The sequence below is a fragment of the Bartonella sp. MR168JLCBS genome, assembly GCF_042194175.1.
Window position 1 is genome coordinate 244650 of record NZ_JBHIMP010000002.1, and the last position, 19838, is coordinate 264487.

Annotated in this window: 19 protein-coding genes; 12 read left to right on the forward strand and 7 right to left on the reverse strand. The window is 38.8% G+C overall.

What is annotated here, in order from left to right; translation table 11 throughout:
* From lepB to panB, 6 genes are read left to right on the forward strand one after another with little or no spacing between them, the layout of a single operon-like run.
* Entirely contained in the window at positions 1-813 is an 813-nt protein-coding gene (gene lepB / locus ACFIK8_RS03000) for a signal peptidase I (protein WP_375635832.1), read from the forward strand.
* Positions 794-1501: a ribonuclease III gene (gene rnc / locus ACFIK8_RS03005; RefSeq protein ID WP_375644889.1), complete on the forward strand. Its 708-nt coding sequence runs from the start codon at positions 794-796 to the stop codon at positions 1499-1501. Before lepB ends, rnc begins: the two co-directional genes overlap by 20 nt.
* Complete coding sequence (era, locus tag ACFIK8_RS03010; protein WP_012754937.1) at positions 1494-2399, forward strand: GTPase Era; 906 nt, start codon at positions 1494-1496, stop codon at positions 2397-2399. The genes rnc and era overlap by 8 nt, the downstream gene beginning before the upstream one ends.
* Positions 2400-2424: 25 nt before the next feature.
* On the forward strand, positions 2425-3171 hold the full coding sequence (recO, locus tag ACFIK8_RS03015) for a DNA repair protein RecO (RefSeq protein ID WP_012754938.1): 747 nt from the start codon (positions 2425-2427) through the stop codon (positions 3169-3171).
* 23 nt (positions 3172-3194) lie between these two features.
* Positions 3195-4055: a pantoate--beta-alanine ligase gene (panC, locus tag ACFIK8_RS03020; protein WP_273788435.1), complete on the forward strand. Its 861-nt coding sequence runs from the start codon at positions 3195-3197 to the stop codon at positions 4053-4055.
* On the forward strand, positions 4052-4867 hold the full coding sequence (gene panB, locus ACFIK8_RS03025; protein ID WP_375668957.1) for a 3-methyl-2-oxobutanoate hydroxymethyltransferase: 816 nt from the start codon (positions 4052-4054) through the stop codon (positions 4865-4867). The genes panC and panB overlap by 4 nt, the downstream gene beginning before the upstream one ends.
* A 445-nt stretch (positions 4868-5312) precedes the next feature.
* Here panB and ACFIK8_RS03030 read toward each other — a convergent pair whose 3' ends face one another.
* Together ACFIK8_RS03030 and ACFIK8_RS03035 are read right to left on the reverse strand one after the other, a co-directional pair.
* Entirely contained in the window at positions 5313-5930 is a 618-nt protein-coding gene (locus ACFIK8_RS03030) for a YfbR-like 5'-deoxynucleotidase (protein ID WP_375636574.1), read from the reverse strand.
* Positions 5923-6795: a YgfZ/GcvT domain-containing protein gene (locus tag ACFIK8_RS03035; RefSeq protein ID WP_375644919.1), complete on the reverse strand. Its 873-nt coding sequence runs from the start codon at positions 6793-6795 to the stop codon at positions 5923-5925. Before ACFIK8_RS03035 ends, ACFIK8_RS03030 begins: the two co-directional genes overlap by 8 nt.
* Positions 6796-6859: 64 nt before the next feature.
* Here ACFIK8_RS03035 and ACFIK8_RS03040 point away from each other — a divergent pair, with 64 nt between their 5' ends.
* Positions 6860-8188, forward strand: a complete 1329-nt coding sequence (locus tag ACFIK8_RS03040; protein ID WP_375636570.1) for a dihydroorotase — start codon at positions 6860-6862, stop codon at positions 8186-8188.
* 412 nt (positions 8189-8600) lie between these two features.
* Here the strand turns inward: ACFIK8_RS03040 and ACFIK8_RS03045 are convergent, their stop codons facing one another.
* Positions 8601-8969, reverse strand: a complete 369-nt coding sequence (locus ACFIK8_RS03045) for a TIGR02301 family protein (RefSeq protein ID WP_208439587.1) — start codon at positions 8967-8969, stop codon at positions 8601-8603.
* A gap of 498 nt (positions 8970-9467) precedes the next feature.
* On the opposite strand from ACFIK8_RS03045, the gene cysS reads away from it, so the two are divergent.
* The 5 genes from cysS to pssA all read left to right on the forward strand — a co-directional run bounded on the left by cysS (position 9468) and on the right by pssA (position 15357).
* Complete coding sequence (gene cysS, locus ACFIK8_RS03050) at positions 9468-10976, forward strand: cysteine--tRNA ligase (protein ID WP_375636568.1); 1509 nt, start codon at positions 9468-9470, stop codon at positions 10974-10976.
* Between the two features lie 45 nt (positions 10977-11021).
* Positions 11022-11693 (forward strand): DUF421 domain-containing protein, encoded by a 672-nt coding sequence (locus ACFIK8_RS03055; RefSeq protein WP_375636566.1) that lies wholly within the window; start codon positions 11022-11024, stop codon positions 11691-11693.
* 116 nt (positions 11694-11809) lie between these two features.
* A complete protein-coding gene (locus ACFIK8_RS03060; RefSeq protein ID WP_012754947.1) occupies positions 11810-13693 on the forward strand; it encodes an ABC transporter ATP-binding protein/permease in 1884 nt (627 codons plus the stop codon).
* 117 nt (positions 13694-13810) lie between these two features.
* Positions 13811-14509 carry a phosphatidylserine decarboxylase gene (locus ACFIK8_RS03065; RefSeq protein WP_375636564.1) on the forward strand — a complete coding sequence of 233 codons (699 nt, stop codon included), beginning with the start codon at positions 13811-13813 and terminating at the stop codon, positions 14507-14509.
* 8 nt (positions 14510-14517) lie between these two features.
* Positions 14518-15357, forward strand: coding sequence for a CDP-diacylglycerol--serine O-phosphatidyltransferase (pssA, locus tag ACFIK8_RS03070; protein WP_375636563.1), 840 nt, complete (start codon positions 14518-14520; stop codon positions 15355-15357).
* 70 nt (positions 15358-15427) lie between these two features.
* On the opposite strand, the gene ACFIK8_RS03075 is transcribed toward pssA, so the two are convergent.
* The 4 genes from ACFIK8_RS03075 to radA form a co-directional block, all read right to left on the reverse strand.
* The gene (locus tag ACFIK8_RS03075) at positions 15428-16177 is read right to left on the reverse strand and encodes an SDR family NAD(P)-dependent oxidoreductase (protein ID WP_375636583.1); all 750 of its coding nucleotides are present in this window, start codon (positions 16175-16177) and stop codon (positions 15428-15430) included.
* 2 nt (positions 16178-16179) lie between these two features.
* Positions 16180-17673, reverse strand: coding sequence for an amidophosphoribosyltransferase (gene purF / locus ACFIK8_RS03080; protein ID WP_375628701.1), 1494 nt, complete (start codon positions 17671-17673; stop codon positions 16180-16182).
* A gap of 75 nt (positions 17674-17748) precedes the next feature.
* Positions 17749-18330 (reverse strand): CvpA family protein, encoded by a 582-nt coding sequence (locus tag ACFIK8_RS03085; RefSeq protein WP_375636561.1) that lies wholly within the window; start codon positions 18328-18330, stop codon positions 17749-17751.
* Positions 18331-18457: 127 nt separating this feature from the next.
* A complete protein-coding gene (gene radA / locus ACFIK8_RS03090) occupies positions 18458-19834 on the reverse strand; it encodes a DNA repair protein RadA (RefSeq protein ID WP_375668958.1) in 1377 nt (458 codons plus the stop codon).
* Positions 19835-19838: the final 4 nt, after the last annotated feature.

Sequence of the window (19838 nt, forward strand, 5' to 3'; positions counted from 1 at the left end):
ATGATCCAAAAAGATAAAGTGCATAAAAAAGAAAAAAAAGGCGGGGTTCGTGAATTTATTTCTGTTTTAGTACAGGCTCTGCTTTTAGCAGCGGTTATTCGGACACTTTTTTTCCAGCCTTTTAGTATTCCGTCCGGTTCAATGCGTCCTACTTTGTTGGTGGGAGATTATCTGTTTGTTTCTAAGTATGCATATGGGTATTCTCGTTTTTCCATCCCCTTTTCTCCTCCTCTTTTTTCTGGACGGATTTGGGCATCTCAACCTCAACGTGGAGATGTAGTCGTTTTTCGCTTACCAAGTAATCCGAAGATTGATTATATAAAACGCGTTGTTGGGCTACCAGGTGATCGTATACAAGTCCGTCAAAGTGTTCTTTATATTAATGATGAGGCTGTTTCACGTCACTTTATGGGGGAGATTGATAATTCTGATATAACAGAGGTTAACTATCCTGTTGAGGTTTATCGCGAGACAATGCCTAACGGTGTTAGTTATGATACACTTGATTTAGCTTTCATCCCGAAAGTTGATGATACAAAAGTTTTTGAAGTTCCTCAAGGACATTACTTTATGATGGGAGATAACCGCGACAATTCAGATGATAGTCGTTTAGATGTAGGCTATGTTCCAGAAGAAAATCTTATTGGTCGCGCGAGCGTGATTTTCTTTTCTATCAGTAACGGTTCAAGTGCTTGGCAGGTTTGGCGCTGGCCATTTGATGTGCGTTGGAAGCGTTTGTTTTCTTTCATAAATACGGTTCATGATTTGCCGCTTATCAAGCAAGGAAACAACGATGAAACGTCTAATGATTGATCAGCTTTTCAAGCTGACGGGGCATCGTTTTAAAGATGAAGAGAGGTTAAAGAAGGCATTAACACACTCGAGTGTACAAGATTCGGAACAGGGGAATTATGAACGACTAGAGTTTCTAGGGGATCGGGTTTTAGGGCTTTTGATTGCAGAAATGCTGTATCAACTTTTTCCTCAGGCAAGTGAAGGTGAATTATCAGTCCGTTTGAATCATCTGGTTAATGCGCAGACATGTGCTGATATTGCGCGTGAAATGAGGCTGCCTGATATGATCCGTGTTGGTTTTGAGATGAAAAATTTCGAGGGGCGTCGACTCATCAATATGCATGCAGATGTCGTGGAAGCTTTGATTGCCGTGATATATCTCGATGGAGGATTGGAAAGCGTTCGCCCTTTTATTCAAAAATATTGGCACGGTCGGGCAAAGAAAATGGATGCTGGTCGGCGTGATGCCAAGACCGAATTACAGGAATGGGCGCATATCCAAGGCAATGCACAACCACATTATCAGGTTATAAAACGTTCAGGTCCAGATCACGATCCTGTTTTTATGGTAGAGGTAAGTATTTCTGGGTTTGCTTCAGAGATTGGGCAGGGAAGTTCCAAAAGATATGCCGAAAGAATGGCAGCTGAAAAAATTTTGCGACGAGAGGGTGTATGGAAAACAGTGGGAAAAAATGATCATGAGTGACGTTATGAAAACGCGTTCTGGGTTTGTTGTACTTATTGGGATGCCTAATGCCGGTAAATCGACATTGGTTAATCAATTGGTTGGAACAAAGGTTTCGATTGTAACGCATAAGGTACAAACAACACGAACTTTAATCCGCGGTATTGTCATTCATGATGATGTGCAAATTGTGTTGGTCGATACACCGGGTGTTTTTCGTCCCCATAAGCGCTTAGAACGTGCCATGGTCTCTGCTGCTTGGGGAGGGGCTAAGAGCGCGGATGTTCTGCTCGTTTTAATTGACGCTCAAAGTGGTCTTTCGGATGAAGTTGATATGATGTTAGATATTGTAAACAACATGAAACAAGAAAAAGTTCTTGTTCTTAATAAGGTTGATACAGTTGTTAAATCATCTCTTCTAGCGTTAACCACTAAAATAAATGAACGTGTAAAGTTTGCGCAAACATTTATGATTTCTGCTCTAAACGGTTCTGGTTGCAAGGATTTACTTCATGCGTTGAGTAATATGATGCAGGAGGGACCATGGTATTATCCGGAAGATCAAATTTCCGATATGCCCATGCGTCATCTTGCTGCTGAAATTACGCGTGAAAAACTTTTTCTTCGTCTTCATGATGAACTTCCTTATTCCTCAACGGTTGAAACAGAAAACTGGGAAGAGCGTTCAGATGGTTCCGTTAAAATTAATCAAGTTATTTATGTCGAGCGTGAGAGTCAGAAAAAAATTGTCTTAGGAGCAAAAGGCGATACAATTAAAGCGATTGGTCAAGCAGCACGTAAAGAACTCATGGAAATTATGGATCAAAAGGTTCATCTTTTTCTCTTTGTGAAAGTGCGCGATAATTGGGATACCGATCCAGAACGTTATCGCGAAATGGGATTGGATTTTTTAAAATAAGATTTTTTAAAATAATTAAAGTAAAATGAAGTGGAAAGAACAAGCTGTTATTCTTGGTACACGCCAATATGGTGAAACAAGTGTTATTCTTGAGGTTATGACACGTGAACATGGTCGTTATATGGGAGTGGTAAAAGGGGGGCGATCACGTCGTATGGCAGCTCTTCTTCAACCTGGAAATTTTGTGGAGGCTGAATGGTGGGCTCGTTTAGAAGAACATTTGGGACTTTTTCGGCTTGAAGCTCTTGATCTACATGCGGCACGATTAATCTGTCTACCAGAAGCACTTTATGCTTTGCAATTGATAGCTTTTCATTTGCGGCTTCTTCCCGAACGTGATCCGCACCCCGTTTTATATGATATTTTACACCTTTTTATGCAGAATTTTGATGAACCATTTGTAAATGCAGAATTGCTTGTACGTTTTGAAATGCGGCTTCTTGAAGAACTTGGTTTTGGTCTTGATTTATCTTGTTGTGCTGCAACAGGTCGTCAGGAAAGGCTTCATTACGTATCACCAAAATCTGGACGGGCTGTCTGTGAAGAAGCAGGGGAACCTTGGAAAAAAAAGCTTCTCATTCTACCACAGTTTCTTGTGCAAAGAACGACTCGTCCTACTGATTCTAGTGACATAATAAATGGTTTTATACTGACGGGTTTTTTTCTTATGCGTCATGTCTGGGAGCCACGAGATATAAAGCAGCCGTCAGTGCGCATGAATTTGATACAATTGTTTGAGCGCCAATTTGGTATACAAGCATTAATTTATTAATCTGATGATAATTGAATGGGAAAATGAAAGTTTTAAAGACAATTGCTGAAGTCCGACAATATACTTCAGAGGAACGACGTTTAGGTTTTTCGATTGGTTTTGTTCCAACAATGGGGGCATTGCATGATGGTCATCTTGCATTAGTACAGTATGCAAGAGCAATGTGTGATCGCGTATTGGTTTCTATTTTTGTCAATCCAAAGCAATTTGGACCTCATGAAGATTTTGCTCAATATCCAAGAGATTTGAAGGGCGATTGTGCTTTGTTAGAAGAAGCAGGTGTTGAATGTGTTTTTGCCCCTTCTGTAGATGAAATGTGGCCACTGGGAAATGATACAATTGTGCAAGTGAAAAAATTATCACGTATTTTGATGGGAAAATTACGTCCAGGGCACTTTTGTGGTGTGACAAGCGTTGTTGCTAAACTTTTTAACATTGTCCAACCAGATAAGGCTTTTTTTGGGGAAAAGGATTTTCAACAAATTTTAATTATTCGGCGTATGGTTGAAGATTTGGCTTTTCCTATTGAAATTGTTGGAGTTCCTATTCTACGGGAGTCAGATGGTGTCGCTTGTTCTTCACGCAATCAGTTTTTAACATTAGAAGATCGTAAAGCTGCCAAAATTATTCCTGAAAGTGGGAAAGCAGCTGAAAAGCTTTACCATGAAGGTGAACGGTCGGTTGATAAATTATGCAAAACTGTTCGTGATATTTTACAACAAGAAACGCGTGCAATCATTGAAGCAATAGATTTACGGGATATGGAAACTTTATGCGTGATTAAAGGAACATTGAATAAACCAGCAGTTTTACTTCTTACTGTTCGCTTTGGAGAGGTAAGGCTGATTGATCAATATATATTGCAAGAGAAGGGCGGAAAATGAGTGTACATAAAACCGTAAAGCGTATAACATCTTCCGAAATACGTACAAGAAAGGGACAACAGCCAATTGTTTCTTTAACAGCTTATCAAGCTTATACTGCGCGGATTGCTGATCCATATTGCGATATCCTTTTGGTTGGTGATAGCGTTGGTATGGTTGTGTATGGATTTGAGACAACGCTTCCTGTTAATTTAGATATGATGATTTTACACGGACAAGCCGTGGTGCGTGGATCTCAAAAAGCTCTTGTGGTTATTGATATGCCTTTTGGCTCTTATGAGGAAAGTCCAGAGCAAGCTTTTTTAAATGCATCGCGTATTCTTGCTCAAACGGGGTGTGGTGCAGTTAAGCTTGAAGGTGGTGTTTATATAGCGGAAACAATTGATTTTTTGTGTAAACGTGGCATTCCAGTGATGGGGCACATCGGTCTTACACCCCAGGCGGTGAATCGTTTTGGTGGTTTCAAAACACAAGGACGAAAACAGAGTGATTGGCAAAGAATTGAAGCCGATGGGGCTGCAATTGAGGAGGCCGGTGCTTTTGCTATTGTTTTAGAAGGGATTGTCGAACCTTTAGCAGTAAAACTGACAGAAAAGCTTTCTATCCCTACGATCGGTATTGGTGCATCCAATCAGTGCGATGGACAAGTATTGGTTATGGAAGATATGTTGGGCTATGGTGCTCATGTGCCAAAATTTGTACGCCGTTATGGAGACCTTGAACAAGCCATGGAAACTGCAATAAAGAATTATGCAAAGGATGTCACATCTCGTGCTTTCCCAGCGGATAATGAAGTTTATAAACTAAAATAAACTTCAGTTTAAGATGAAAAGTTTGACAAGGGAACATTTGTTGTTTTGATAATGAAAGTGCATTATTTCATATATTTTGTATGCAATTTGAGCTGTGCTTTTTTTTTAAAGAAAGCTTTCTTAAGGAACTCAACTCCTATTTCGCGACGGCGTCTGTGAATGGTATAACGGTAAAGCTCCTATGAAGTGTACAATTTACAGAGCACTAGCATCTTTACGCTTCATAAGAGACATTTTAAATTCTTTCTTTAAAAGTTTTTACCCATATGCCGGTCCCACTTATGACGTGCAAGAGAATGATTTTGATTGATTCAATATAAACAGATTTGAAATGAGTGAATCTCACGATATTAGGGGCTCTCATTCAACATGAAAAAATAATGAATTATTATTATAAATCAGTGTGATGAGTCTTTAATGATAGGGAATCAACAATGCGAAGAGTCTATAATCTTTGGGCATCCAAGGCATTGAAGCGAGTTAAAAATGCGTTTTCAATTTGTTGGGTAGAATAGGGGTATAAATTAAGATCATCGGGTAAAATATTATTGGGAGAGCCAAAATAGCGAAGGGCTTCTTCTGTACTAAATCCAGCAAGCGTAATCGCTTCATAATATGCAGCGATACGGTCGGCTTGTTTGATTTTTTTTAAAAGTTTTTGAGAAAGATCAACGGGAAGAGAAAAGCGCATGTGGATAGCATCTTGGATGCCCTTTTCAATGCGTTCATATTGTGTTCCTATGACAGCTTTAAAGGGGGAAATCATATCGCCGATGACATATTCTGGAGCATCATGAAGAAGAGCATAAAGACATTCGTTGCTTCCCGATTGTGGAAAAAGTTTTTGAAATATTTGTTCAACCAAAAGTGAATGTTGTGCAACAGAATAGGCATGCTCCCCTCGTGTTTGACCGTTCCAACGTGCCACGCGAGAAAGTCCATGGGCAATATCCTCAATTTCAACATCAAAAGGAGAAGGGTTGAGAAGATCAAGTCTGCGTCCAGAGAGCATTCTTTGCCAAGCGCGTGCTTCTCCATTTTTTAATAATTCAGCTTTAGCCATGCATATTTTCTATAGTATTTTCAGGAAAGGTAAAATTCATATTTTCAGCAATGTTTATAGTGACAGGAATGTTTTTTACAGTAAAGGGGATGTTATGGTCCATAGAATCTTTGACGTGATCAATACGCATTAAAGCGAGAGCCTCATTTTCTACACACGTTCCCAAGTAGCCAAGCACTTTTGTTCCTGCTTCAATGCTAGATTGAGGGGTTAATTCACACTGGCCTTTTACAATAAAAATACGGCGACGTGCTGCACGGCGGTGGTGCATTCGTGAAACAATTTCTTGTCCAATATAACATCCTTTATTGAATGAGAGTCCATTGATTTGATCGTAATTAATATCATGAGGAAAGACTTTGCCAACTTCATAGTCTTGACCACTTTCCGCAATTGCATAACGGATACGCAATTGATTCCATGTATCATGATACTCTGAAGTCAAAAAAGGTTTTTTGCCATAGATTCGTATTATTTTTTCTTGTTGTGGGAAGCGTTTATCAACAAAACTTGAATCAAAATTTAAAGTATCTGATTCATTATTCAAAGAAACCGTAACAAGCTCTTGTAATGGTTGTGTAATTTCTACTTTTTTACGCAGCTTATAGAGCAACAGACGTTGGTGAAGCGTATCAGCTAAAGGCATTCTGATATCAATCAGGTAACCATTTTCTTTTTTTCCGATAAGAAAATCAGCAAGAATCTTTCCTTGTGGGGATAAAAGGGCTCCAGGGAAAAGTTCCTGTGGACTGATTTTTTTTACATCTGTCGTGATCAAGGATTGTAGAAAATCTGTTGCTTCTTCGCCTGTAATTTGAATAAGCCCGCGGTTTTTTAAGCAAATGGCATTTTGTTTTTCAATCATGGTTCTTGCCTTTCTGCTCAAAGTTACATAATCGATAAGTGAGCAATATGTAAGGAGCGTGGCTATGTTTAAAACATTTGATACAATTTTTAAAGGTGCAACACTTGTGAATCATGATGGAAGAAGCAAGCGTGATATTGGTATTACAAATGGTCGTATTGCTGAAATAGGCAACCTTACATGTGCATCGGCTAGTGAGGTCATTGATTGTACGGGGCTTCATATTTTACCAGGAATTATTGATAGCCAAGTGCATTTTCGTGAGCCAGGAAATGAATATAAGGAGGATTTGGAAAGTGGCTCGTATTCTGCTGTGTTAGGGGGTGTTACGGCAGTTTTTGAAATGCCTAATACCAATCCGTTGACAACATCAGAAGAAACATTAAACGATAAGGTTAAACGCGGATTTCATCGAATGCATTGTGATTTTGCATTTTGGGTTGGAGGAACGCGTGAAAATGCCCATGAACTCTCTGAGTTAGAAAGACTTCCCGGTGCGGCTGGAATTAAAGTCTTTATGGGGGCCTCTACCGGTGATCTTTTGGTTGATGATGATGAAAGTGTACGCCTTATTTTGAAGAATACACGCCGTCGTGCAGCTTTTCATTCTGAAGATGAGGCGAGGCTCAAAGAGCGTAAAATATTGCGTATTGAAGGGGATGCATCGTCACATCCGATTTGGCGTGATGAAGTTGCGGCATTAAAATGTACGCAGCGTTTGGTAAAAATTGCCCATGAGACGAAAGCACGGATTCATGTGTTACATCTTTCGACAGAAGAAGAAATTGATTTTCTAAAAAAACATAAGGATGTTGCAACAATTGAAGTGACACAACATCATTTGACTCTCACGGCTGATGATTATAAGAAGTTTGGTACATTAATTCAGATGAATCCGCCTATTCGTGAGTCGCGCCACCGTGAAGCTCTTTGGTACGGTGTTCAACAAGGAATTATTGATGTCTTAGGCTCAGATCATGCGCCTCATACTCTTGAAGAAAAACTTCAACCTTATCCCTCTTCACCTTCAGGAATGACAGGGGTGCAAACAACAGCAGCAATTATGTTGACACATGTGAATGAAGGAAAAATATCTCTTGAACGTTTTGTTGATCTCACTTCACATGGCCCTAGTCGTATTTTTGGTATAAGCTGTAAAGGGCGCATTGCTGTTGGGTACGATGCTGATTTAACCATTGTTGATCTTAAGAGAGAAGAAATTATTACGAATGGCTTAATTGGTTCGCGTGCCGGTTGGACACCTTATGATGGTCAAAAAGTTAAAGGTTGGCCTGTTGGGACTATTATCCGTGGTATGCGCGTTATGTGGGAAGGTGAAATTGTCACACCTTCACAAGGAGAGCCTGTTAAATTTATGGAAACTTTGGTGTAAACAGATTAAAAAGTATGCCGTAAAATATCATCTTTTAGAGTGATGATATAGGGTATGTCAGCCTCTTTGGCACATAAGTGTTTTTTATGCGTGGTGAATATTCTTAGGCTTATTTGTAGAAACTATGAAGCAAATTACATGAGTGGGAAGCCAAGAGGAATCTTGTTCAACAAGAACCTAGATTATTTACAGAGCAAATTTAGTTAACAATCTTCATCCTTTGAGGTGTGGGGAGGAAGCCAAAGAACGATTTTGTATGGGGAAAAAGGCGCTCATACGAATAAAAGCGTATCGAGACATTATTCTTTAAAAGTTTCTCTATTTTCAGAGCTGGTTTATTGCTCCCCGCATTTGTGAGAGGAATATCATTGATATCGCTAAAATGGAGAAAGATACTTTTTGCATAGATTAATTATTTATAATGCATGAGGAGGTTTTCAGATAAAATTCTTCCTTCCTCGATGTATCTTTGATTGGCTTCAATGGCTGCTTGGGTACAATGGTGATAATTTTCTGAGAAAGCACGATACGCTTCATTAAACGCTTCATAAAAATAAGCACGTCTTTGTGGAATGGGGTGTTCTGCTTCAATTAGTGCATTCATATAATCATACCATTGGTTTGTTGGAGGCTCGCAAAGATTTTGGAGAGAATGCAATGATCCCAAAATTTCTGCTAGTCGGAGTAATTTTTTTTCATAAGGTGGAGATTGTTGCGCAAAGGTTGGCATTGAAATGACAAGAAATATTAAAATAATGATGTTCATCAATCTATTACGCATTATTTTTATTGCTTTCTTTGAATAAAACTCTGTACAGATAAAATAATTTTGTCATGAGAACTGTGTAAAAAAATAGAGTTAATTGCTACATTATTCTCAATTATTGATTATAAAATATAGGGCGTAAGAGGCAGTAAGGAACCCATTGTGGAATATTGAAAATACTGACGAAGCTTTGTGTGGTTAAAAATTTAAGATTTGCTTCCTGAAAGCTATCTATTTTTCACATAGGTTTATATTGTGTTGCCTATAGAATTTTTTCTAAGCTCGTTTTCTTTAAGAAGGGAAAGCATCTCTAATGATAGAATGCTTTTGTTCAATCAAATAAAATAGATTGTTTTTATGATAAATGATGGATACAGCCGTGAATACAATGGGAAAATGGTAAGAAGAATTTACTATAAGAAAAAAGTTTTTAGCCTAAACCGCGTAATACGATAATTTGAGATAAGATGCATCTAAAAGGAGCGGTGCATAATATCGTCTATGGAGTCAATAATGAAAGAGTTGCGATTTTATAATACGCTGACACGTAAAAAAGAAAATTTTACACCAATAGATCCGACAAGAGTACGTCTTTATGTTTGTGGACCGACAGTTTATGATTATGCGCATGTAGGAAATGCACGCCCTGTCATTGTTTTTGATATTTTATTTCGTTTATTGCGTCATGTTTATGGCAATGAGCATGTTCTATATGCGCGTAATATTACAGATGTTGATGATAAAATTAATGCACGAGCAGCTTTTGAATATCCAAACTTGTCATTGAATGACGCCATTCGTCAATTAACAGAACGTACATATTGCCAGTTTCAACAAGATACAATAGCACTTGGTTGTCTATTACCAACCAGTCAGCCGCGCGCAACCGAGCATTTAGAGGAAATGCGCTCTTTAATTGAAAGATTGCTTGAAAAGGGGCACGCTTATAAAGCGGAAAATCATATATTATTTTCTGTAAGTAGCATAAAAAATCCTCCCCACTATGGGGCATTTGCAAATCGTTCTTTAGATGAAATGAGGGCGGGGGCGCGTATTGATGTTGCTGCTTATAAAAGGGAAGAGATGGATTTTGTTTTATGGAAACCTTCTGTGGAAGGGGAGCCAGGTTGGGAATCGCCGGCCGGAATTCCTGTTTTAGGTCGTCCAGGTTGGCATATTGAATGTTCTGCGATGTCAATGGCAAAGTTATTAGCGCCCTATGGCGGTGGTTTAACTTGTGATGATCCAACCGCGAATGTTTTTGATATCCATGGTGGTGGAGTTGATTTAATTTTTCCTCATCATGAAAACGAGATTGCACAAAGTTGTTCAGCTTTTGGGACGGAGCGAATGGCAAATTTTTGGATGCATAATGGTTTTTTACAAGTTGAAGGCAAAAAAATGTCGAAAAGCTTTGGCAATTTCATAACTATTCGTTCTGTTTTAGAGAATAATTTTTTGGAGTTTAATGGTATTTTAATCGATGAAATGAAGAAAAATTGGGCTGGTTTGTCTGCGCGTTTTTCGATGTTGCAAACGCATTATCGTGAACCATTAAATTGGACAGCGCAGCGTTTAATACAATCGAGTGGCGAACTATATCGTTGGTATGAATTGCTTCGCAGCAAAAAAAGTGAGATGGAAAACAATGAAGCAATTAATGATACTTTGATAGATGCACTCAGTGATGATCTTAATACTCCAAAAGCACTGACTCTTTTGCGAAAGTTTTATAAAGAAGGGAATGCGCTGGCTCTTGCTAATGGGATGAATTTATTAGGACTGTTACGACAAGAATGGATTAAAGAAATAGACTGCCCATTATTTATAAAAAAAACTTTTCTTGATTCAAAATTTATTGATCAACGTATTGCTGAAAGACTACGACTTATCCATAATAAAGAGTGGGAAGCAGCGGATACAATTCGTGATGAGCTTGCAGCGGAGGGGGTTCTTTTAAAAGACAGTAAGGATCCGCAGAGTGGTGAGCGCATAACTGTGTGGGAAATAAAACGATTTTAATTTTCCTATTCCAGCAGCTTACATAAATAAAGGGAGGAAAATTTGATGGAATTTTTATATCATTATGGGTATATCGCGCTTAAGCTGGCTGTAGGTCTTGTTGCCTTCTTATTTATTTTAAGAACGACGGGGCGGGGGAGCCTTAGTCAGATGACACCAGTTGATTTGGTCAGTAATTTTGTTATGGGAGGTATTATTGGAGGCGTTATTTATAATCAGAGTATTAGTAGCATTCAATTATTGCTTGTTTTACTCATCTGGCAAACCTTGATTACATCTTTTAATTTTTTTGCACGCTATTCAGTTTTTTTTCGTCGTCTTATTGCAGGGCGGAATGTTACATTAGTTTTAGATGGGGTTTTCCAAATAGATAAGATTAAGAACTTAGGGATCAATGTTAATGATCTCATTACGATGTTACGTCTTAAAGGGTGTCACTTACATGAAGCCGCTTTTGTTCGTTTGGAAACCAATGGTGATTTCACTGTCATTAAAAAGGAAGAAGGGAAGAAATCGACGATTTTAATAGAAAATGGTGAAGTTATTGATGATGGACTTAAAGAGATTGGTAAAACAAAAAAGTGGCTTCAGGCAGAATTGAAAAAAAACCATGTAAAAGTTGAAAATTTATTTGCAGCAGAGTGGTATGAAAATACAGATAAAAATAATAAATTGTATAGTGGATTATTTCTTGTTCCTTTTTCAAAAACAGTCTAACTTTACATAACGAGTGGGTATAGCTTATTGGAAGCGTAATGAAGAGATAAATCTATAAACAACCACAGGGGGGTATTTTGCCTTTTTCGTGTGGATGATAGAGAAGTAAGGACTTTATGAAACGCAATGAAATGACAAAGACTGTATCATCAGATACAGGCAGAACTCTGCACACACTTTACAATTTATGGCCCTATATGTGGCCAGTAGGGCGACGTGATCTAAAAATACGTGTGCTATGGGCAATATTTTATCTTGTTTTGGCTAAGCTCGTTCTCATATCTGTACCGTATTTCTTTAAATATTCTACGAATGTGCTTGATTCAAGCTTTCAGCTACCTGAATGGTTCCCATCCAGTTTGATTATTCCCATCATGCTCGTTTTGGCATATAATGTCGCACGTATTATGCAGGCTGGATTAAATCAATTACGCGATTCTCTTTTTGCCACTGTTGGTCAATATGCTGTTCGTCAATTGGCTTATAAAACCTTTGTACATATGCATGAGTTATCCTTGCGATTTCATTTGGAACGCCGAACTGGTGGGCTTTCTCGTGTGATTGAGCGTGGTACAAAAGGAATTGAAGCGATCGTAAGATTTTCAATTCTGAACACAGTACCGACAGTTCTAGAGTTTATATTAACGGCACTTGTATTTTACATAAGTTATGGGTGGCATTATCTTCTCATCGTTGTTGCAACGGTTGGATTATATATCTTGTTTACCATTAAGGCGAGTGATTGGCGCATTCGTATTCGGCAACAAATGAATACAGCAGATACTGAGGCCAATACGCGTGCAGTTGATTCTCTTTTGAATTTTGAAACGGTGAAATATTTTGGCAATGAAACTCTAGAAGCCGATCGATTTGATGCTTCTATGGTAGGTTATGAAAAAGCCGCAACAAAGATTTGGACATCGTTAAGCTGGCTTAATTTTGGTCAGGCTCTTATCTTTGGTATTGGAATGACGATCATGATGCTGATGTCAGCTTATGAAGTTTTTTATAAAACACAAACTTTGGGTGATTTTGTTTTTATTAATGCACTTTTAATGCAACTTTCCATTCCACTGAATTTTATTGGTTCAATTTATCGTGATATTCGACAAGGTTTGACGGATATTGAAGCAATGTTTGATCTTTTAGATGTTCAGAAGGAGATCGTTGATAAATCGGATGCTAAACCGTTAGAGATAAGGGATGGGACCATTCGTTTTCATCAGGTAAAGTTTTCCTATGATTCGACACGTCAGATTCTCAGAGATATTGATTTTGAAGTTCCTGGAGGAAAAACAGTCGCCATTGTCGGTCCATCTGGTGCAGGTAAATCAACTATTTCTCGGTTGCTTTTTCGGTTTTATGATGTTGACGCGGGTTCTATCACAATTGACGGGCAGGATATTCGTGACGTAACACAAAAGAGTTTGCGTGAAGCGATTGGCATGGTCCCACAAGATACAGTGTTATTTAATGATACAATTGCCTATAATATTTGCTATGGGCGTCCAAGTGCTACAGATGAAGAAATGCGCAAAGCTGCTGAAATGGCACAAATATCAAAATTTATTGAAATTTTACCGGAAGGTTTTCAGTCTATGGTAGGAGAGCGAGGTCTCAAATTATCAGGTGGTGAAAAACAACGTGTGGCTATTGCACGGACACTTTTAAAAGCCCCCCCACTTCTTATTTTAGATGAAGCAACATCGGCTCTTGATACGGCGACTGAACAGGAAATTCAACAAGCATTGGATATTGTAAGCCGTGGACGTACAACACTGATTATTGCTCACCGTCTTTCTACTGTCATCAATGCTGATGAAATTTTGGTTCTTAAAAGTGGTCGTATTATTGAAAATGGGGCGCATACAGAGCTTTTACGCAAGAAAGGTTTATATGCTTCAATGTGGAATAAGCAGCTTGAAGCATCGAAAGCTGAAGAAAAATTACGTAAAATACGTGAAGAAGATGAGACGAGTGTTGTTAATCGTAAAAAATAAATAGGGCAAAATGTAATCTATATCTTTATATGGAGTGATTGATTAAATACATAAAAAGACACAAGAGGAACAAAAAGATTTGTTGCTTGTTTGAGTTTACGATGAATAGGAAATTATATGAGTATTCTGCAATCTTTCCATAATAGCTTTGTACCGGTTCATAAAGAGGGGTATCCTTTTATTGTAGCGTTTTTTGTTATTTCGCTCATTCTTGGTTGGATATGGAGTCCGTTGTTTTGGTTTGGTCTCGTTCTCACGGTGTGGTGTATATACTTTTTTCGTAATCCAGATCGTGTGATCCCTTTAAATTCAAATTGGGTTATGTCGCCTGCAGATGGGCGTATTTCATTTGTGGAATCATGTGTTCCACCTGAAGAATTAGGATTAGGGAAAGATGAAATGATCCGTATTTCCATTTTTATGGATGTTTTTTCATGCCATATTAATCGTATTCCTATCAGTGGTACAGTAGAGTCTATCGTTTATCATCCAGGTCGATTTACCAATGCTGAGTTTGATAAAGCTAGCCAGTTTAATGAGCGTAATGGTGTGGTAATTGATAGCAAACATGGTAAAATCGGTATCGTACAAATAGCGGGAATGGTTGCACGCCGGATTGTTTGTTGGTCAAAAGAAAACGATGCCGTTATGACTGGTGAGCGATTTGGATTGATTCGTTTTGGTTCTCGCCTTGATATTTATATACCAACTGAAATGAAATTGCGTGTTGCAGTTGGACAGACCGCAATTGCTGGAGAAACAGTTTTGGGTTCTTTTGATGATAAGAGTGCCACAACGGACTTCAGATACGATTAGGACTCACAATGAAAAATTTTTCGCCATTTTCTTCATTCAATCCTGAGGGGCAGCATGATGATGTTGCAAGTCGGCGGCGTTCACCTACATCAATGCGGTATGTCATTCCCAATATCATTACTATTTTAGCAATTTGTGCAGGGATGAGCAGCATTCGTTTGGCTTTTGAACATCGCTATGAAGCTGCTATTTTAATGGTGCTTTTGGCCGCAGTTTTAGATGGTGCTGATGGTCGCATTGCCCGTTTAATAGATGGTAGTTCATCTTTTGGGGCACAGATGGATTCTCTTGCTGATGTTATAAATTTTGGTGTTACCCCTGCACTTATTGTTTATTCTTTTATCTTGAATCAAGCAAATCACATTGGTTGGGTTGCAGCCCTTGTTTATTGTGTTGCTTGTTGTTTGCGGTTAGCACGTTTTAATGTGATGTTGGATAACACCAATATACCTAAGTGGCAGAAAAGTTATTTTGTTGGTGTTCCAGCACCAGCAGGAGCATTACTCCTTTTATTGCCTACCTATTTAGGCGCTCTTGGTTTGGTCCCCAATTGGGGGTGGGCATTATTTTTTAGTCTTTATACTGTAATTATTGCTTTTCTTTTGATTAGTCGTTTACCAGTATGGAATGCAAAAACAATTGATCAAAATTTAAGGCGCGATATCGTTATACCGTGCATGTTGGTCATTGTTATTTATGTCGGTTTTCTTGCGACTTACACATGGAAAACTTTATTGATTACAGCTGTTAGCTATATGATTTTTCTCCCCTGTAGTTTTATCGCTTATAATAAACGTGCTACTTTAGAAGAGAAAAAGGCTGATGCTAAATCTATCCAAGAATCATAAAGTGTTTTATTCTTCTGTTGAGAAGCACAGGAAAAAGAGAGAGTTAAACGATTTACTTCTCCGATGATGATCAATCAGGTACATGATAATCTACAAACCGATTTTTATGAACATTAAAGAGTTTTCCAGTTTCCTTTAAATCAGGTGATAGCAAATGTACTATCTTTTTTGCAACCTCTTGTGGTGAAGGGAGAGTTTGTGGATCTTCACCGGGCATAGCTTCAGCGCGCATGGCAGTGCGTGTGGCACCAGGGTTGACACAATTAATCTTAATAGGGGTTTGTTTGAGTTCTTCTGCCCAACAGCGGGCAATCATCTCTAAAGCCGCTTTAGAGGCTGCATAAGCTCCCCAGAAAGGGCGCGCAGCATGCGCAACGCTTGAGGATAACAGAATGGCTCGTCCAGCATCAGATTCACGTAATAAAGGCTCAACAGCTTTCATTAAGCGCCATTGGCTGAAAAGATTTATTTGAAAAACATCTTCAAATACCGTGTTTTCTATATGCGCTATTGGTGAGAGTGTTCCAAGGATTCCTGCGTTTGCAACGATAATATCAAGTTTTTTCCAGCGTTTGGCAATTGAGATAGCAAGAGTATCGATGTTTTCCATATGATGCAAGTCAAGGGGAACAAGGGTTGCATGAGCCCCTTTTTCTCGGATTTGATTATCTAATTCAGTAAGTCCACTGACTGTTCGTGCAAGAGCAATAATATGAGCGCCGCGTGCAGCAAGCTCGAGTGCCAAATAATAGCCAATTCCTCTTGATGCGCCAGTAACAAGTGCAACACGCCCATGGAGACTAAAGTCACATTTTGTCATCATTAATCTCTTGTTTTAAGAACAGATGATTGATGAGTTTTGGAGAGATTTTCTTGATCAACCAGTTGCGTAGGATAATATCCAGTAAAATAATGGTCAGTAAATTGTGGATCGGCGTTATTCCGTTTTTCCCCTGCTACAGCAAGATATAATCCATCCGTTGAAAGAAATTCTAATGAATCTGCTCCAATAAAATCACACATAGATTTTAAATCTGGATATTGATTTGCTAAAAGGCTTTCAACTTTAGGTGTATCAATACCATAAAAGTCGGGATAGAAAATCATAGGGCTAGAAATGCGCATATGAACTTCTTTTGCTCCTGCATCACGGAGCATTCGCACAATTTTAAGAGATGTTGTTCCACGTACAATAGAGTCATCAACAAGAATAACACGTTTTCTTTCAATCACAGGACGGTTTGCAGAATGTTTTAACTTGACACCAAAAGCACGAATTTGTTGTGTTGGTTCGATAAAAGTACGGCCAACATAGTGATTACGGATAATACCAAGCTCGAAGGGAATTCCAATTTCTTGTGCATAGCCAATTGCGGCAGGAGTTCCTCCATCAGGAACAGGAACCACAACATCACCCTCACAAGGGGCTTCCTGTGCTAAACGGATTCCCATATTTTTGCGTGTTGCATAGACACTACGCCCTCCAACGATTGAGTCCGGACGGGCAAAATAAACATATTCAAACAAGCAAAGTTTTTCTGGTTTTTCATTTTTGGGTTTTATAATTTTTTTAGTAATTTCCCCATTTTTTTGTATTTCACATATGATGATCTCCCCATTTTTAACATCACGGACATACTTTGCTCCAATAATATCAAGAGCACAAGTTTCAGAACAAAAAATAGGCTTACCATCAAGTTCCCCCATCACAAGGGGTCTAATCCCTGTTGGATCGCGTGCAGCAATAAGCTTTGTACGTGTGAGCGCTAACATAGCATACCCACCTTCTACTTGCCGAATTGCATCAACAAAACGATCAGAGGACGATTCATAACGTGAGCGGGCAATAAGATGAAGAAAAACTTCTGAATCTGATGTTGATTGACAGATAGCTCCAGAAGCGATGAGTTCACGGCGTAATGTAAGACCATTGGTAAGATTACCATTATGAGCAATAGCAATGCCTCCAGCTTTTAATTCAGCAAAAAGGGGTTGAACATTGCGTAATGCTACTTCTCCAGTTGTTGAATAACGGGTATGTCCAATAGCGCGATTTCCTGGTAAGCGTGCAAGTGTTGTAGGATTTGTATAGTGATCACCAACAAGACCTAAATGCTTTTCTTGATGAAACATTTTATTATGGTAGGAAACAATACCAGCTGCTTCTTGCCCACGATGCTGAAGTGCGTGGAGTCCAAGAGCTGTTAATGTTGCTGCATCTTCATGCCCAAGAATACCAAAAACGCCACATTCTTCATGAAGGGTATCATCATCTAACGAAAATTCTTGACAGAAAACATCACTTTTTATCATCATATTCTTTCAGTTGTGATACGGAGGAATCATTAATATCACATTTTACATCATTTAGTTCTCTTTCCTCATGAAAAACTATTCTTTATTTTTTAAAATTATCTTTTTATGAGAGTGTTGCTCATACGTATGTTTATTGCTGTCTTTAAACAAATTTTCCGCCTTTTCGAGAACAGATCCAATATCTTTTGGGAGTATTTCCCAAACTTTTTGTCCTAGTGAATCTAAAATAGGCCTTGTTTTTGCATTTTTTAACCAATTCGCTTGAAGCTCGGGTTTAATCAGTGCATTAATCAGCAACATACCGATGACCATGATAAGTAAACCGCGAAGTGCTCCAAAAATAAAACCAATAGCACGGTCAAGGATACCAATTCGACTATCAATAATAAAATCAGAGATCTTCATTGTAATAATTGAAGTAATAATGAGAACAATAATAAAAATCGTGACCAATGTTGTGATCAATGCAATCATTTTATTAGAGAGATAGTGTTCAAAGAAAGGTAAGACAGGCTTGAATAAAAACAGTGTCGTAATAGCTGCAACTGCCCAAGAAATCAACGATAACACTTCACGTGAAAACCCTCGAAGCATAGCAAGAAAAGCGGACAACAGGATGATTACTACGACAATTCCATCAAGGATTGTTATGATCATTTGTTTGTTCCTTATACATAAAGTTGTGTTCTTATAAGTCTGTGTACAAATATATTTTTTGTTCTTATAGCAAGGATCTTTTGTATTTTATAGAGTTTTTTCTATATTATCATATCTGTGGTGCAGATCATTTTTTACTTACGGTAAGAGTAGCAACGAGTTCGGGAAGGTCGGAGAAAGTTTTTTGTTGAAAATTGAGCGACTTTATCATTTCGGTTGTTGTTGTGGGATGAAATGCTCCTTGAAAGCCGAGTTTTTTTGCTTCATTGATGCGCTGTGCTGAATGTGAAACAGCGCGGGTAGCTCCTGAAAGACTGACTTCACCAAAATATACATAATCCGTTGGCAATGCGATATTGGCAAGAGAGGATACCAAAGCAGCGGCTACAGCTAAATCAGCAGCGGGTTCTGATATGCGATATCCACCTGCTACGTTCAGATAGACATCATGCTGTCCAAAACGAATGCCGCAATGGGCTTCTAAAACGGCAAGAATCATAGAAAGGCGATTTCCATCCCATCCGACAACCGCACGTCTTGGTGTCCCAAGGGAAGAAGGAGCAACAAGCGCTTGAATTTCTACGAGTATCGGGCGTGTCCCTTCCATTCCCGCAAAAACAGCAGCACCTGGTGCTTTTTCATTACGTTCTCCTAAAAACAATTCGGATGGATTTATCACTTCGCGTAATCCTTTATCAGACATTTCAAAGACACCAATTTCATCTGTTGGTCCGAAGCGATTTTTTACAGTTCTAAGAATGCGATAATGATGTCTTCCTTCACCCTCAAAATAGAGAACGCCATCAACCATATGTTCAACAACTCGAGGACCAGCAATTTGCCCATCTTTTGTAACATGACCAACAAGAACAACGGCGGCTCCTGTTTTCTTGGCAAAGCGGATCATTGCTTGAGCACCGATACGTACTTGTGTGACAGTGCCGGGTGATGAATCTGCTGTATCTGACCATAGGGTTTGAATCGAATCGATAATCACCATATCAAGGTTTTTATGTTGGCTTAAGGTTGCCAGAATATCTTCAACATTGGTTTCAGCAGCAAGTTTCACTTCTGTATTGTTAGCTTCAAGCCTTTGTGCGCGCAGACAAATTTGCGCAATAGCCTCTTCACCTGAAACATAGATGACATTATATCCTTTACGTGATAAAGCAGCGGCTGTTTGTGTCAGCAATGTTGATTTACCAATACCCGGGTCACCACCAACAAGGAGTGCCGATCCACGGACAAAGCCTCCACCGGTAACACGATCAAGTTCAGCAATACCAGAATGAATACGTGGAGCATCTTCGATATTTCCAGAAAGAGATGTGAGTGTGACGATGCGTCCTTTACGAGCATTCTGCTTAGGAGCACTTCCTATGCCGCCATTTATAGTTTCTTCGATAAGGGAATTCCATTCTCCACAAGCACTACATTTTCCCGCCCAACGAGAATGGACAGTTCCACAATTTTGGCAGATAAATTGAATACGATTACGCACCATGTTG

Coding starts and splice junctions, on each gene's coding strand:
- lepB (WP_375635832.1), top strand. CDS start 1: ATGATCCAAAAAGATAAAGTGCATAAAAAAGAAAAAAAAGGCGGGGTT.
- rnc (WP_375644889.1), top strand. CDS start 794: ATGAAACGTCTAATGATTGATCAGCTTTTCAAGCTGACGGGGCATCGT.
- era (WP_012754937.1), top strand. CDS start 1,494: ATGAGTGACGTTATGAAAACGCGTTCTGGGTTTGTTGTACTTATTGGG.
- recO (WP_012754938.1), top strand. CDS start 2,425: ATGAAGTGGAAAGAACAAGCTGTTATTCTTGGTACACGCCAATATGGT.
- panC (WP_273788435.1), top strand. CDS start 3,195: ATGAAAGTTTTAAAGACAATTGCTGAAGTCCGACAATATACTTCAGAG.
- panB (WP_375668957.1), top strand. CDS start 4,052: ATGAGTGTACATAAAACCGTAAAGCGTATAACATCTTCCGAAATACGT.
- ACFIK8_RS03030 (WP_375636574.1), bottom strand. CDS start 5,930: ATGGCTAAAGCTGAATTATTAAAAAATGGAGAAGCACGCGCTTGGCAA.
- ACFIK8_RS03035 (WP_375644919.1), bottom strand. CDS start 6,795: ATGATTGAAAAACAAAATGCCATTTGCTTAAAAAACCGCGGGCTTATT.
- ACFIK8_RS03040 (WP_375636570.1), top strand. CDS start 6,860: ATGTTTAAAACATTTGATACAATTTTTAAAGGTGCAACACTTGTGAAT.
- ACFIK8_RS03045 (WP_208439587.1), bottom strand. CDS start 8,969: ATGCGTAATAGATTGATGAACATCATTATTTTAATATTTCTTGTCATT.
- cysS (WP_375636568.1), top strand. CDS start 9,468: ATGAAAGAGTTGCGATTTTATAATACGCTGACACGTAAAAAAGAAAAT.
- ACFIK8_RS03055 (WP_375636566.1), top strand. CDS start 11,022: ATGGAATTTTTATATCATTATGGGTATATCGCGCTTAAGCTGGCTGTA.
- ACFIK8_RS03060 (WP_012754947.1), top strand. CDS start 11,810: ATGAAACGCAATGAAATGACAAAGACTGTATCATCAGATACAGGCAGA.
- ACFIK8_RS03065 (WP_375636564.1), top strand. CDS start 13,811: ATGAGTATTCTGCAATCTTTCCATAATAGCTTTGTACCGGTTCATAAA.
- pssA (WP_375636563.1), top strand. CDS start 14,518: ATGAAAAATTTTTCGCCATTTTCTTCATTCAATCCTGAGGGGCAGCAT.
- ACFIK8_RS03075 (WP_375636583.1), bottom strand. CDS start 16,177: ATGACAAAATGTGACTTTAGTCTCCATGGGCGTGTTGCACTTGTTACT.
- purF (WP_375628701.1), bottom strand. CDS start 17,673: ATGATGATAAAAAGTGATGTTTTCTGTCAAGAATTTTCGTTAGATGAT.
- ACFIK8_RS03085 (WP_375636561.1), bottom strand. CDS start 18,330: ATGATCATAACAATCCTTGATGGAATTGTCGTAGTAATCATCCTGTTG.
- radA (WP_375668958.1), bottom strand. CDS start 19,834: ATGGTGCGTAATCGTATTCAATTTATCTGCCAAAATTGTGGAACTGTC.